The organism is Paramagnetospirillum magnetotacticum MS-1, from assembly GCF_000829825.1.
GTDB classification, from domain to species: domain Bacteria; phylum Pseudomonadota; class Alphaproteobacteria; order Rhodospirillales; family Magnetospirillaceae; genus Phaeospirillum; species Phaeospirillum magnetotacticum.
In genome coordinates, this window is sequence record NZ_JXSL01000020.1 from 354704 (window position 1) to 368749 (window position 14046).

The following is a 14046-nucleotide window of genomic DNA, read 5'->3' on the forward strand; positions in this document are numbered from 1 at the left end:
GATAAGCTCATGAACCGCAGAGCCTTTCTCGGCGGCGCGCTGGGGACGGTCGGTGCCGCCTCCATCGCCCTGGCGGCCGAGCCGTCGGAAGTGGTGCTGCTGGCCAGTACCATCGGCCCCATCGACGCGGGCATCGTGCCCGCCCTGGCCAATGCCTTCCATGCCCGCACCGGCGTTGTGGTGCGCTTTGTCGGGGCGGGGACGGGCGCCACCCTGGAGATGTCCAAGCGGGGCGAGTTCGATCTGGTCATGGTCCATGCCCTGTCCCTGGAAAAGAAGTTCCTGGCCGAGGGCTTTGGGCTCGATCGCCGCGACGTCATGTATAACGACTTCGTTCTTCTGGGCCCCGCCGCCGACCCTGCCGGAATCAAGGGGATGGACGACCCCAAGGCGGCGCTGCGGCGTATTGCCGGGGCCCAGGCCCGTTTCGTGACCAGGGGCGACAATTCCGGCACCCATGTGGCGGAAAAGGCCCTGTGGGACAAGGCCGGGATCTCGCCCCAGGGCGGCTGGTACGAGGTGTTCGAAAAGGGTTCCAGCGGCAATGGGCCCACTCTTCGCCATGCCGATGAGCGCGGCGCTTATGTGATGATGGACCGGGCCACCTGGGTGGTTCTCAAGGCGAAGCTGTCCCTGGCCTTGCTGGTGGAGGGCCATCCCGACCTGTTCAACTTCATTTCGATCATCCGCATCAATCCCGAGCGCTTCGCCAAGGCCAATGCCGCTGGAGCCCAGCGCTTCGCCGACTGGCTGGTGAGCGACGAGGCGCAAGGACTGATCGCCGGATTTGGGCAGGCCGAATACGGAACGCCGCTGTTCTTCGCCAATGCGGGGCCCAAGGTCAGGCCGCCGGGGCTGTGATCCGGTAAAACAAAAAGGGCGGTATCCCCGTGGCTGGCCGGGGATGCCGCCCTCTCGGCTCCAGCGTTCTACTGGATGCGTTTCAGCAAAACACGGATGTTGGGATGATGGTCGAAGGGGTCGCTGTACCAGGCGACGTCCTTGATCCTGTACCACTTTCCGCTTCGCGTTCTGAGGGCCTTGCCGATGATCGGGCAGATGTCTGCGTCGAAACAACGGTTGATTTCGCTCTTATCGAATGACTCTTGGATGACGTAGCGCATGATGACCAGCCATGTATCAAGTTAATAACTGGCATTATCCTATGATCATATTTCAATAATAACCGTGAACTTCTTCACATATAAAATTTTACGTAAATTTATCCTATAAATTTACAGAGATAATGGGTGTTAACCATATGTATATGGTGGGAATCTTGTGTGACGGAAAGTAATTTCGGCAAGGCAACGGTTGAAGTCGGAGCAGGGAAGTGTCACCTTAGTATGCGTGGGCCGGGTTCGCTGGGTGCCGTCATTGTCGCGGCAGGCGAAGATCGGTTCGGAGAAAAGCGCATGTCCCAGCCCGCTTTTTTTCGCAGGACCTATGACGAGACCATGACCCTGATGGTCGAGGCCCGCAATTACCTTACCTATTCCGAACGTCGTGAACGCGACCGCCTGGGCGGCATGATCGGTTTGCGCATGAGCTGCGAGGCCATGCGGGTGACCTCGCGCCTGACCCAGGTCATGGCCTGGCTGATGCTTCAGCGCGCCGTGCAGGAGGGTGAGATCGAGGTCGAAGACGCCCTGCGCGACGAATGCCGCCTGTCAGGGACGGAAGTATGTCTGGACGAAACCTTCAGCGGCGACGAGACTCTGCCCAATCATTTGCGCAGTCTGATGGACCGGTCCTTCCGCCTTTATGTCAGGGTGGCCCGGCTCGAAGAGATGCTGGTCCAGCGGGTCCTGCACTGACCCCGCGCTAATCTGGGGTTTTGAGCGGCATGGTAGCGTTGGGGATTCGCGCCGATCTGCGTCTGGCCGGGGCGTTGGTTCTTCTGGCCTTCGTCATCTGTCATCTGGTCAACCACATGCTGGTCCTGGTGTCCCTGGACGCCGCCATGGCCGGTCACGAGGTGCTGATGGAGCCCTGGGAAAGCGCCATCGGTTCCGGCCTGCTGCTGACCGCGGGGTTGACCCACTACGCCAACGCCTTGTGGGCCGTGTATGAGCGCCGCACATTGCGCATGGGCGGGGCCGAGATGTGGCAATTGGCCCTGGGACTGACCATCCCTTTTCTGATGGTGGTGCATCTTTCGGGCACCAAGCTGGGCGAGGAGGTCCTGGGCCTGGATCCCAGCTACCCATCCGTCCTGCTCAGCCAGTGGGTGGTGAGTCCCTGGAAAGGGGCAATCCAGGGCATCCTGGTCCTGGTGGTTTGGGGGCATGCCTGTTCCGGGCTGCATCTGCGCTATTCGGGCCGTGACGGCTATGAGCGGGCCAAGCCCTGGCTTCTGGCCCTGGCCGTGGCCGTTCCCACCCTCTCCCTGGCTGGCTGGATTTCCGGCGGCACCTCCGTCATTCGCTCGGCGGCCGACCCCGCCTGGACGGCAAAAGTCCTGGCCGAGGCGCATATGGGCCCGACGACGCCCTATGACACGCTTCGCCTGATCCTCATGGGGGTAGGGCTGCATCTTCTTCTGATCATCACGCCGTTCACGGGCCGGTTGCTGCGCCGTCTGGGGGGCGGCAAGCGGCCGCAGCTCACCCATTCCAGCGGGCGCGTCATCCGCATGATGCCGGGCTCCACCGTGCTGGAGGCACTGCAGGATCACGCCATCGCCCATGCTTCGGCCTGCGGCGGCAAGGGGCGATGCACCACCTGCCGGGTCCGGGTGCGTGCCGGACACGAGTTCCTGCCGGTTCCCGAGTCTCTTGAAGCGACCGCCCTGGGGCGCATCGAGGCGCCACCCGAGGTCCGTCTGGCCTGTCAGCTGCGCCCCGACCATGACCTGGCCATTCTGCCTTTGCTGCCGTCTGACGCCGTTGCCGCCGATGGGCGTCTGCATGGCGGCCTGGACGGGCGCGAACGCCATGTGGTGGTGGTATTCATCGATCTGCGCGGCTCGACCACGCTGGGCGAGGCCAAGATGCCCTATGACATGCTGTTCATCCTGCACCGGTTTTTCCAGCAGATGACCAGGGCCCTGGCGGCGACCGGCGGGCACTATTCCAATTTCACCGGCGACGGCCTCATGGCCCTTTACGGGTTGAAGGGCAATGACCCGGCCAAGGCGGTGGCGGCGGCCATGGAGGGCGCCCGCGAGATGGTCACCGGGCTGGACAAGCTCAACGCTGAACTGGCCATGGAGCTGGATCTGCCGCTGCGCATGGGAATCGGCATCCATTACGGCCAAGCCATCGTGGGCACCATGGGCCCGCCAGGCGCGCAGATCGTCAGCGCCATCGGCGACACGGTCAACACCGCCGCCCGGCTGGAAGGCCTGACCAAGGACCATGATTGCCTTCTGGTCCTGTCTGCGGCGGCGGCCCAAGCGGGGGGATTGAGCTTTCCCGACGCGCCGCGGCATCAGGTGGCGGTCAAGGGCCGGGTGGAGGCGGTGGAGTTTTATGCGTTCCCGGAGATTCCGGGGCGCTGACGTTTAGAGCGTGATGCCCAAAATGTGCATCACGCTCTCTCAGTTTATTCGTTGCCCCTCGCCGGGCGCGCGCCTCCGCGCTTGGCCGCGCCCTCAATGGGCGCAGAAGCACCGCGCCTCATATTTGAGGCTCGATGCTCTAGCGCCAGACCACTTCCCAAAGCTGGAACTTGTCGCGGAAGCCTTTGAGCGCGTGCATGCCACCGTCCTGGAAGACCCCTACGCCTGCGGAGAGGTCCTTCACCGACTGGGTGCACAGGGTCTGGTCCGAATCAGTGGCGGCGCAGACGCGAGCCGCCAACTGGACGGTGGAGCCGAACAGGTCGTCCTCTTCCTGAATGGGCTCGCCCGCATTGAGCCCGATGCGCAGATGCAGCGGCAGATTGGGCTGCTTCTCGTTATGGGCGGTGACCTGGCGCTGAATCTGGATCGTGGCCTCCACCGCATTGGCGGCCGAGGCGAAGGAGGCCATGATGCCGTCGCCCGTATGCTTGACCTCGCGCCCGGCGAATTGGGTGAGAGCGGTGCGCACGATGGCGTTGTGCTTGCGCACGATCTCCTGGGCGGCCTGATCGCCGCGCGCCTGGGTCAGATCGGTGGAGCCCACCATATCGGTGAACATCACGGTCATGAGCGAGGACTGCTTCTTGACCGTGGCGGGCTTGTTCCAGTCCTTCAGCGAGGTCTGGAGCTTGATCATGGGCGTGCCCTCGTCGCCCTCCACCCAGGATTCCATGGCGGATTTGCCCGCCTCGAACATGCCGGAATAGCGCTGTTCACCCATATATTCGGGGATCTTGTCGTAGAAGGCGGCGGCCTGATCGCCCGGCGTGCCCAGCTTCTCGATGATGGTCTTCAGCAATTTGCGCTGTCCGCCGGAATCCAGCTTCTGGGCCCGCGCGATGGACTGGACCGCGCCGGCCATGAACAGGTTGAGTCCGAATGTGGTGTATTTGTCCGTGCTGGGCGCCACCTGACGCACGATCTGCATGGATTTGTCCACGAAGCGGTCGGTCACCTTCCTGGTGGATTCGAAGGCCGGAGTCGAGGGAATGGCATCCACGGCCGCCGCCGCCGCCGAAGGCTCTTCCGCCGGGGTGGGGGGCGGCGGAGCCTCTTCGGGCTGCGGGGGAGGTTCTGGCTCGGGATCGGGCTCGGGATCGTCGCCCCAGCTTTCGGGAATCATCTCGGACTCGGCCTTCCTGGCCAGCTTGTTCAGCGACTTCTTCACCGCTTCCGAGGGTTGTGGCCGTGGCGCGGCTCCAGCTGCGGCGGCAGACCTGAACTGGAGGTTGGCGTTGCGCGGCATGAAGCGCAGCCCCAGCGGCACGGCGGTCATCAGGAAGACCAGGCCGAAGACGATGATCAGCATCTGGCCGTATTCATCGGGGGTAATGCGGAAACCGAAATCATAGAGGAAGACGATGATCGACGGGACCAGACGCAGGACCCCCAATCCCACGCCCGCCGCCACCAGCAAGATGACGGTCAACCGCAGAACCGCCGCCCCCGCGCCGATACTGGGGCCACCGCTCCGCGCCCTCGCGGGCGCCGCCGCCTTCTTGGCCCCGGAATTCTTGGCGCCGCCCTTGCCCGAATCCTTGTCCTTGCCGTTTCCCTTGCCGCCACCGCCACCGCCACCGCCACCGCCACCGCCACCACCGCCGCTGGCGACGCTTTTCTTGGCCTGGATGTTGTGGCCGGACAGATAGACCTCGACCTCGTCGAAGACGTTGGTATCGGTGTTGTAGGTTTCGCGCAGGACCTTGGTGCGCACGCCAAGGGTGGTCTCCAACTCCTTGGCCTCGCGGACAGCCTCGTCACGCTCCAGCCGCGGGAAGCGTGCGTGCAGCATCCACCCCCGGCCTTCCATGACGTAAACTTCAAAATGAACGATGATCATAATCGTGCTGTTAACCTGTTGATATACCAAGGGTATTTTTTAGGTTAAGGCACTGTGTGACTACCGTGTGCCGCCGTTTGGCACACTTTTGGCACACATCACGAGGAGATTGCAACCACCCTGGGCTTACCTTCCAGGGCGTTCATAGCTACTGCCAGGTCATCAACAGCTAGGTGGGCATAGCGCATCGTCATTGTGATGTTAGCGTGTCCCATCCACTCCTTCACCCTTCGAAGATCTACACCACGTTGAACCAAGCGTGAAGCACAAGTGTGCCTCAGTGCATACGGTACGAAGTGTGGGTCGTCAGCGAAGCCAAGGAGGTTCCTGGCGCGTCCCCAGCTGAGAACGAACGATTTGTAATTGATACCGCTGAAGGGCTTTTCCCAACCTTCACTCTCTCCATAGGCCAGGGCATCCTTTGCCTTGGAGGTCAGCGGTATGGTTCTGGGTACGTCTGTCTTGGTCTTCCAGAAGGTAACCTTCCCGTTGACCACATCACGCCATTCGATTGCTAAGGCTTCTCCAGGGCGGCAGCCGGTGTACAGGAGGAACTGTATGTAAGCCACCAGATCGTCACGTCCCCAACGGGAGAACAGGGTAAGGAGCGATGCTTCCTCAGCGTCTGTGATGAAGCGAATGCGTCCTTGCCCTTCCTTCTGTCGAGGGATGCTAGGTGCCTTCTGAAGATACTCGCACTTAACGGCGTGATTAAGTAGAACAGATAACGCTGAGAGCTTACGATTGATCGTGCTGTTTGCGTTACCCTTCTTTTTTAGGACATCAACCCACTTCTGAACAGAAGCAGTGTCGATTGATGATAGTAGGCTTGCCCTTCCGAAGTAGTCCAAGGCTTCATTGATATGTGACTTGTTCATCACTTCGTTGGCTGGTCGTACCTACACGCTTGTTAACGCGCCAGGGAGTTTCCTGTATCCCACTGGCTCCAATCAATCTGGAGATCATTGAACTTACGTTGCACATGCTCTTTACGTTTATGGCGGGGCAGCTCTCGTGTCTCAAAGTCTGACCACATCTTACGAGCAAGGTTCCTCCAGTTTGCATGGAAGTACCGAATACGTAACTCATCGTGGATCAAGCCTGCACCGTAAATAGCAAGACCAACAAAGGTACAAGGCTTGCCTTGGTACAGGGTAGGGACCTTATTGAAGATAGCCTTAAGGAATAGGAAGGCGGCTACCTCAGGCTCTAGCTCAGAGAGTGCTACGGCTGAACAGCTTCTTTTTCCAATCTTCCCACTAAGAGCATATCTTGTGAACTCAGAGATAGCTTTAGCATATGGTACTAGATACCCTTTGGTTAATTGAACCATAGGTAATGTACTAGATAGATCACCTCTTTGGTTAGCCTTATCGTTAGCTCTATATAACCTAGAGACACCTAAGCCTCGCATCTGTTCCTCTAGGTATCTCTGTTCTCTCACCAGATCCATGATGTCACCTCCTTAGTCGCTACGGGGTGTGGAGTAGTGCACCATAACTGTGCCTACGATTGCCAATCATTTCCGCTACCGTAAGCGTCCCTAGAAACAAAAAACCCAAGCTAGGAGCGGCCTCCAGCCTGGGTTTAGGGTATGTTTTACGCTTCAGTAAGGGAATCAGATATGAACGATGATCATGTCCGCCCAATCACCGTTTGGCTTCGAAAACAAATCGGCAGGGGGAGTATGGCAGCCCCCTTATTAAAAAATTGCTCTACCTGCTGGATGGCAAGAAGTCCACAGCAAACACTTTCGGCCAGCGAAAACGCTGGCCGATCATGCAGTCTGATAATTTAGCGCAGGAGGATGCCGAGGGACGAAACTAACCCGGCATCCCCAATCCCACTTAGGAATTGTCGGACTTGATGCCGAAACCGTCGAAGCGCTTCTTGAACTTGGCAAGCTGACCGGCCGTATCGACCATACGGTGCACGCCGGTCCAGGCCGGGTGCGACTTGGGGTCGATGTCCAGGCGCAGGGTGTCGCCAGCCTTACCCAGGGTGGACCGGGTCTTGTACTCGGTGCCGTCCGTCATCACCACGTTGATCTCGTGGTAGTCGGGATGAATGTTGTCCTTCATAGCCTGAAGCTCCGCAAATCGAAGGCGCGTATATAGCCAAAACCAGGGCGCTGCGCAAGCGGTCCTTCACCCCGGCGTCGAATTCGGGTTAGCATCCCCTCCCCCGATCGGAGGAGAAGCCCCATGAGTCTCGATGAAAGCCGTTTTGCCAGTCTTGCCGATCCCCTGCTGGAAAGGATCGGAGATGCCGTCGAGGATGCCATGGACGATGCCGACGCCGAATTGCATGCGGGCATCCTCACCCTGACCCTGCCGGGGATCGGCCAGTATGTCATCAACAAGCATTCGCCCAACCGCGAGATTTGGGTCTCGTCGCCCAAGAGCGGCGCCCATCATTTCGGCTGGAACGGGGAACAGTGGATTTCGACCCGCAACGCCCAACTGGAACTGTTGGGGATGTTGCGGGCCGAGATCGGCGTGGCGGTTTAGACCGCCTTCACCAGAATATGGCGCTTCTTGCCAGCGGTGAGCTTGACGGCGCCGTCCTTGAGGTCGGCCGAGCCCACGGGCCGGGCCTCGTCCACCGCCTGATCATTGACCTTGCCGCCGCCGCCCTTCAACAGGCGCCGGGCCTCGCCATTGGAGGCGGCCAGACCGGCGCGCACGAAGAGGGCGAAGGCGGGGATGCCCGCCGCCAGTTCGGCGGCCGGAATTTCGATGGTGGGCAGGTCGGTGGCGGCCATGCCCTCCTCGAAGGTCTTGCGGGCCGTTTCGGCGGCCTGGATCGCGGCGGCTTCGCCGTGGCATAGACGGGTAACCTCATTGGCCAGGATCTTCTTGGCCTCGTTGATCTCGGCGCCTTCCAGCTTTTCCAGCCGGGCGATCTCGTCCAAGGGCAGTTCGGTATAGAGCTTGAGGAAGCGGCCCACATCGGCATCCTCGGTATTGCGCCAGTACTGCCAGAACTCCCAGGCGCTCAGCATGTCGTCGTTCAGCCAGACGGCGCCGTTGACGGTCTTGCCCATCTTGGCGCCCGATGAGGTGGTCAGCAGCGGGCTGGTCAAGCCGAACAGTTCGGCCTGATCGGCGCGGCGGCCCAGTTCAACGCCGTTGATGATATTGCCCCACTGATCCGAGCCGCCCATTTGCAGGATGCATTTGTTGCGGCGGTAGAGTTCGACGAAGTCGTAACCCTGAAGCAGCATGTAGTTGAATTCGAGGAAGGTCAGCGGCTGTTCGCGCTCGAGCCGCAGCTTGACCGAATCGAAGGTCAGCATGCGGTTGATGGTGAAGTGGTGGCCGTAATCGCGCAGGAAATCGATGTAGTTCAGCTTGTCCAGCCAATCGGCGTTGTTGACCATCAGGGCGTCCGTCTGGCCGTCGCCGAAGGTCAGGTATTTGGTGAACACCGTCTTGATGCCCGCCATGTTGGTGGCGATGACCTCGTCGGTCAGCATCTTGCGCGATTCGTCCTTGCCGGTGGGGTCGCCGATACGGGTGGTGCCGCCGCCCATCAGCACGATGGGCTTGTGGCCGGTCTTTTGCCACCAGCGCAGCAGCATGATCTGCATCAGCCCGCCCACATGCAAGGAGGTGGCGGTGCAGTCGAAGCCGATATAGGCGGCCTGGCACCCCTCGGTCAGGCGCTTGTCCAGCGCCTCCAGGTCGGTACACTGGTGCATGTAGCCGCGCTCGGTGACGATGCGCAGGAAATCGGACTTGAGACTGGTCATGGGGCGCCCGTTCGGCTTGCTGGGAAGAGGCCGCTCGTTTATCACAAATGGGTGAATGCCACAATCGGGGGGACGCAATGCTGGCGCTGGGGCTGATGAGCGGGACGTCGCTGGATGGCGTGGATATCGCCCTGGTCGATACCGATGGCGAGACTGTGGCCAGTTTTGGGCCTGCCGCGACCGTTCCCTATAGCGCGGAGCAGAGGCTCGCCCTGATGGAGATCTTAGGGGGGAAGGGGGCGGTGGAGCAGGTGGAGCGGGACTTCACCTTGTTCCATGCCCAGGTGGTCCGCGACTTTCTGGCCGAACACGGGATCGATGCGGCCAAGGTGGGGGTGGCGGGCTTTCACGGCCACACCATTTTGCACGCCCCCGCCGAACGACGCACCTGGCAGATCGGCGACGGCGCCTTGCTGGCCTCTGAGATCGGCATTGCCGTCGTCAACGACTTCCGTTCGGCCGATGTGGCGGCGGGCGGGCAGGGCGCGCCGCTGGTTCCCGTCTATCACCGGGCATTGGCCGCGCGCCTGGAAGGGCCGCTGGCCATCCTCAATCTGGGTGGTGTTGGCAATGTGACCTGGATTTCCGAGGACGGTTCCCTGCTGGCCTTCGACACCGGGCCGGGCAACGCGCTTCTCGATGATTGGGCCATGGCCCATACCGGCCGTCCGGTGGATGTGGACGGAGCACTGTCCGCCGCGGGCCGGGTGCGGCGCGACGCGGTGGAGGCCTTCCTGCACCACACCTATTTCGACCGCCAGCCGCCCAAATCTGTGGATCGCGACGAGTTTCACGCCCTGGCCTGGGAACTGGTCAAGGGATGCTCGGCCGAGGATGGGGCGGCGACGCTGACCGCTTTTACCGCCGCTTCGGTGGCCCTGGCCGCCTACAGCTTTCCCCGCCCGGTGAAGCGCTGGCTGGTGACCGGGGGCGGGCGGCGCAATCCCGAGATGATGAGCGCCCTTTCCCGTGGCCTGTCGGCCCCGGTGGAGCCGGTGGAGGCGGTGGGCTGGAACGGCGACGCCCTGGAGGCCCAGGCCTTCGCCTTTCTGGCGGTGCGCTCCCTGGCCGGGCTGATGCTGACCTATCCCGAGACTACCGGCGTGTCCTCGCCCCAGACCGGGGGCCGCCGCCATGTTCCCTGACAGGAGAACCGCCATGCGTTCCATCCTCGCCGCCCTGTGCCTGGTTCTGGCGGCGGGCCCGGCCCTGGCCGATCAGGTCAGCGCCCTGGCCGCAGTGCGCGCCCAGCCCAAGGTGCTGGACGCCTCCATCGACGACCGCGGCAATCTTTATGTGGTGGTCAAGAACGAGACCACCATCGCCTGGGAGGCCTATGGGGCGGGGATGTGCCGTCTGGTGCGGCCCCATCAGGCCCGCGTCTTCCAGGCCCATGTCATCGACATGACCTCGGTGGGCAAGGGCGCCAAGCCCCCCCAGTGGAAGCGTCTGGCCCAGGTCAACTGCGCCGCCATCAACTGAGTTTAACGAAAAACCCCCGCTTTCACGGGGGCTGTTCCTTAACTGAGGGCGACGGCCAGTTCCGGTTCGGGCGCTGGCGGCGGGGCCGGAGCGCGGGCGACGATGGATTCGCCCAGATAGGAATCCACCAGGCCGTCCAGGGCATCCAGATGGGTGCCAAAGAAGTGGTTGGCGCCTTCGATGGTCTCGTAGCGGACCTTGATGTTGCGCTGGGTGGCCAGCTTGGCCGCCAGCTTGGCCACGGTCGGCTCGGGCACCAGATCGTCGTTGGTGCCGTGGACGATCAGGCCCGATGACGGGCAGGGCGCCAGGAACGAGAAGTCGAAGACATTGGCGGGCGGGGCCACCGAGACGAAACCATCGATCTCGGGGCGGCGCATCAGCAATTGCATGCCGATCCAGGCGCCGAACGAGAAGCCGCCCACCCAGCAGGCCGAGGCGTTGGCGTTGAAAGACTGCATCCAGTCCAGCGCGGAAGCCGCGTCGGACAGTTCGCCCTGGCCGTTGTCGAACTTGCCCTGGCTGCGTCCCACCCCGCGGAAATTGAAGCGCAGCGTGGAAAAGCCGCGCCGCACGAAGGCATGATACAGGGCGTAGACCACCTTGTTGTTCATGGTCCCGCCGTGCTGCGGATGGGGATGAAGCAGAAGGGCCAGCGGGGCGTTTGGCGACTTGCCGTGATGGTAGCGGCCTTCAAGGCGGCCGTCGGGTCCATTGAAAATCACTTCAGGCATGGCTTGCGTACAGTCTCCCTTGCCCGGCACCCGCTCAAACCTGAGTGGTGGTGTCGGGGAAAATACAACGACAAATTGGATTTTGGCCGGTCAATCTTGACTGGCCTTGTCGGGCATCTTATATTCACCTTCACTATGACAGCGCCCGCAAGGGCGGCCCCCTGGCGGCCGTAGAAGGCCGTCGCGACGCACTTTAGCATATTGCGAGCTATGATTTTCAAGAGCCTTCGAGAAGATATTGCGTCCATTCGACGACGCGACCCCGCCGCCCATTCATGGCTGGAAGTGGTCCTGTGCTATCCGGGACTGCACGCGCTGATGTTTCACCGCCTGTCCAACTGGTGCTGGAACCGGGGAATGAGGGTGCTGGGACGCTTCATCTCCCATGTGGGGAAGATCCTCACCGGCATCGAGATCCATCCGGCGGCGCAGCTGGGGCCGCGCTTCTTCATCGATCACGGCACGGGCGTGGTGATCGGCGAGACTGCGGTGATCGGGGCCGATGTGACGCTGTATCACGGTGTGACCCTGGGCGGCACATCGCTGCACAAGGGCAAGCGCCACCCCACCTTGGAAGATGGGGTGATCGTCGGCTCGGGCGCCCAGGTTCTGGGCCCCATCACGGTGGGCAAGGGCGCGCGCATCGGCGCCAATGCCGTTGTGCTGACCGATGTTCCGCCAGGCGTGACCATGGTGGGCATTCCCGCCCGCATGGTGATGCGGCGCCAGGACGCCGATTTTTGCGCCTATGGCCTGCCGGTGGAGGATCTGCCCGACCCGGTGGCCCGCGCCATCGACAGCGTGCGTTCGCAGGTATCGACCTTGATGGAGCGGATCAAGGAACTGGAGACCGAGCTGCATGGCCATCCTACTCAGGCCTGCGCGCGGCTTTCCCAGCCGGATGCGGCTGATCCGGGCATTCATGTGGAAGCAGTAAGCAACCCGGCCGTCGGGACAAGTGGCCGGACTTTGGAACGGGAGAGCATATCGTGAAACTCAGCACCAAGGGACGCTATGCCGTGATGGCCATGGTCGATCTGGCCAGCCATTCCGAGGGAAGCCCGGTGGCTTTGGCCGACATCGCCGAGCGCCAGGAGATTTCGCTGTCCTATCTCGAGCAGCTGTTCGGCAAGCTTCGAAAGGGCGGGCTGGTGAAAAGCGTGCGCGGGCCGGGTGGCGGCTATCTATTGTCGCGAATCCCACAACAGACGCGCATATCCGACATTATCCTGGCGGTGGACGAGCCGATCCAGACAACCCGCTGTTCGCCGGGCTCGCCCGCGGGCTGTCACAACAACAAGGGCCGCTGTCTCACCCACGATCTGTGGGAAGAGCTGGGCAACCAGATCTATCTCTATCTCAGCTCGGTGTCCCTGGCCGATGTATGCGAGCGCCGCCTGCTGGGCAGTTCGGGCATGTTCCATGGAACCGCTGCGCCGACCGGCGCCGTGGCGGCCCAATAGGGCCGGTTCTGCGCGCCAGACAGTACGGAAAGGAAGGGTAAAGTGACCAGGGCCGTCTACCTCGATTACAATTCCGGCGCCCCCGTGCGCCCCGAGGTGGCGGCCGCCATGGTGGAATCCCTGGCCGAGCCCGGCAATCCGTCCTCGGTCCACGCTTTTGGCCGCGCGGCCCGCGCCAGGGTCGAGGCGGCGCGGCGGCAATTGGCCGGGCTGGTGGGCGCCGATCCCGCCGGGATCGTCTTCACCTCGGGCGGGACCGAGGCCAATGCCCTGGCCCTCCGGGGATGTGGGCGCTCGCGTCTCCTGGTCTCGGCCATCGAACACCCGTCCATCCTGGATGCGGCCGCCGAGGCCGAACGGATCCCCGTTACAAAGGATGGGATCGTCGATTTCGGCGCCCTGGAGGCCTTGCTTCGCGCCAGTACGCGTCCGGCTGTGGTCTCCCTTATGCTGGCCAATAACGAGACCGGCATCGTCCAGCCGGTGGCCGAAGCGGCCCGCGTCATTCATGCGCATGGCGCATGGCTTCATTGCGATGCCGCCCAGGCTGTGGGGCGTATTCCCGTCTCCTTGAGCGAATTGGGGGCGGATATCCTCACCATTTCCGGCCACAAGATGGGTGGGCCAGCCGGGGCGGGGGCTTTGATTCTGGCCGAATCCGGTCGGACACTGGCACCGATCTTGCTGGGAGGAGGCCAGGAACGCCGTCGCCGGGCCGGGACCGAGAACGTGGCCGGGATTGTCGGGCTTGGAATGGCCGCCCAATTGGCGGGGGATGATTTGGCGGGTATCGACACCACATCTGGTGTACGTGCCCTGCGCGACCGGTTGGAGCAAGACGCCCTGCGCCTGGTTCCTGACGCGACGGTGATCGGGGGCGGCATGCCCCGCCTGCCCAATACCTCCTGCCTGGTTCTGCCGGGGGTGGAGGGACGGACCCAGGTGATGGCGCTGGATCTGGCCGGAGTGGCCGTCAGCGCCGGTGCGGCCTGCTCCTCGGGCAAGGTGGCTCCCAGCCATGTGCTGGCGGCCATGGGCCTGGAGGAGCGGATCAAGGGATCGGCCATCCGGGTCAGCCTGGGCTGGTCCTCGAGGATGGAGGATGTGGATGCGTTCCTTGCCGCCTGGGCCGGTCTGGCCCGGCACAAGGGACTGAAGGTTTCGGAGGCGGCCTGACGCGCCGTCTGATCAAAAACGACAAAAGGTAA

Annotated in this window: 16 protein-coding genes; 9 read left to right on the forward strand and 7 right to left on the reverse strand. The window is 62.4% G+C overall.

Features of this window, described 5'->3' with window-relative positions; all coding sequences use genetic code 11:
• The first annotated feature begins 9 nt into the window (after positions 1-9).
• Positions 10-861 (forward strand): substrate-binding domain-containing protein, encoded by an 852-nt coding sequence (locus tag CCC_RS04100; RefSeq protein ID WP_009868147.1) that lies wholly within the window; start codon positions 10-12, stop codon positions 859-861.
• 68 nt (positions 862-929) lie between these two features.
• Here CCC_RS04100 and CCC_RS04105 read toward each other — a convergent pair whose 3' ends face one another.
• The gene (locus tag CCC_RS04105; RefSeq protein WP_009868146.1) at positions 930-1124 is read right to left on the reverse strand and encodes a hypothetical protein; all 195 of its coding nucleotides are present in this window, start codon (positions 1122-1124) and stop codon (positions 930-932) included.
• Positions 1125-1415: 291 nt separating this feature from the next.
• Between CCC_RS04105 and CCC_RS04110 the strand changes: the two genes are divergently transcribed.
• Positions 1416-1817, forward strand: coding sequence for a DUF1465 family protein (locus CCC_RS04110; protein WP_041040065.1), 402 nt, complete (start codon positions 1416-1418; stop codon positions 1815-1817).
• A 29-nt stretch (positions 1818-1846) separates the two neighbouring features.
• Positions 1847-3502, forward strand: a complete 1656-nt coding sequence (locus CCC_RS04115) for an adenylate/guanylate cyclase domain-containing protein (RefSeq protein WP_041039870.1) — start codon at positions 1847-1849, stop codon at positions 3500-3502.
• A gap of 139 nt (positions 3503-3641) precedes the next feature.
• On the opposite strand, the gene CCC_RS04120 is transcribed toward CCC_RS04115, so the two are convergent.
• The 4 genes from CCC_RS04120 to rpmE all read right to left on the reverse strand — a co-directional run bounded on the left by CCC_RS04120 (position 3642) and on the right by rpmE (position 7486).
• Positions 3642-5357 carry an adenylate/guanylate cyclase domain-containing protein gene (locus CCC_RS04120; RefSeq protein ID WP_236686301.1) on the reverse strand — a complete coding sequence of 572 codons (1716 nt, stop codon included), beginning with the start codon at positions 5355-5357 and terminating at the stop codon, positions 3642-3644.
• A gap of 146 nt (positions 5358-5503) precedes the next feature.
• Complete coding sequence (locus CCC_RS04125) at positions 5504-6283, reverse strand: tyrosine-type recombinase/integrase (protein ID WP_082036481.1); 780 nt, start codon at positions 6281-6283, stop codon at positions 5504-5506.
• A gap of 32 nt (positions 6284-6315) precedes the next feature.
• Positions 6316-6858 (reverse strand): hypothetical protein, encoded by a 543-nt coding sequence (locus CCC_RS22060; protein WP_152619685.1) that lies wholly within the window; start codon positions 6856-6858, stop codon positions 6316-6318.
• A gap of 394 nt (positions 6859-7252) precedes the next feature.
• Complete coding sequence (rpmE, locus tag CCC_RS04130; RefSeq protein WP_009867439.1) at positions 7253-7486, reverse strand: 50S ribosomal protein L31; 234 nt, start codon at positions 7484-7486, stop codon at positions 7253-7255.
• A 123-nt stretch (positions 7487-7609) separates the two neighbouring features.
• Here rpmE and cyaY point away from each other — a divergent pair, with 123 nt between their 5' ends.
• The gene (gene cyaY, locus CCC_RS04135; protein ID WP_009867438.1) at positions 7610-7915 is read left to right on the forward strand and encodes an iron donor protein CyaY; all 306 of its coding nucleotides are present in this window, start codon (positions 7610-7612) and stop codon (positions 7913-7915) included.
• On the opposite strand, the gene tyrS is transcribed toward cyaY, so the two are convergent.
• Entirely contained in the window at positions 7912-9159 is a 1248-nt protein-coding gene (tyrS, locus tag CCC_RS04140; RefSeq protein ID WP_009867437.1) for a tyrosine--tRNA ligase, read from the reverse strand. The two genes, cyaY and tyrS, sit on opposite strands and share 4 nt — an antisense overlap.
• 77 nt (positions 9160-9236) lie before the next feature.
• Between tyrS and CCC_RS04145 the strand changes: the two genes are divergently transcribed.
• A complete protein-coding gene (locus tag CCC_RS04145) occupies positions 9237-10304 on the forward strand; it encodes an anhydro-N-acetylmuramic acid kinase (RefSeq protein ID WP_082036482.1) in 1068 nt (355 codons plus the stop codon).
• 13 nt (positions 10305-10317) lie between these two features.
• Positions 10318-10641, forward strand: coding sequence for a hypothetical protein (locus CCC_RS04150; protein ID WP_236686302.1), 324 nt, complete (start codon positions 10318-10320; stop codon positions 10639-10641).
• A 38-nt stretch (positions 10642-10679) separates the two neighbouring features.
• On the opposite strand, the gene CCC_RS04155 is transcribed toward CCC_RS04150, so the two are convergent.
• Complete coding sequence (locus CCC_RS04155; protein ID WP_041039878.1) at positions 10680-11375, reverse strand: alpha/beta hydrolase; 696 nt, start codon at positions 11373-11375, stop codon at positions 10680-10682.
• A 210-nt stretch (positions 11376-11585) separates the two neighbouring features.
• Between CCC_RS04155 and cysE the strand changes: the two genes are divergently transcribed.
• The 3 genes from cysE to CCC_RS04170 are packed head-to-tail and all read left to right on the forward strand — an operon-like array spanning position 11586 to position 14014.
• On the forward strand, positions 11586-12368 hold the full coding sequence (gene cysE / locus CCC_RS04160) for a serine O-acetyltransferase (protein WP_041039880.1): 783 nt from the start codon (positions 11586-11588) through the stop codon (positions 12366-12368).
• Positions 12365-12838, forward strand: coding sequence for an Rrf2 family transcriptional regulator (locus tag CCC_RS04165; RefSeq protein ID WP_041039882.1), 474 nt, complete (start codon positions 12365-12367; stop codon positions 12836-12838). Before cysE ends, CCC_RS04165 begins: the two co-directional genes overlap by 4 nt.
• Before the next feature lie 42 nt (positions 12839-12880).
• Positions 12881-14014, forward strand: a complete 1134-nt coding sequence (locus CCC_RS04170; RefSeq protein ID WP_041039884.1) for a cysteine desulfurase family protein — start codon at positions 12881-12883, stop codon at positions 14012-14014.
• The last annotated feature ends 32 nt before the right edge of the window (positions 14015-14046 follow it).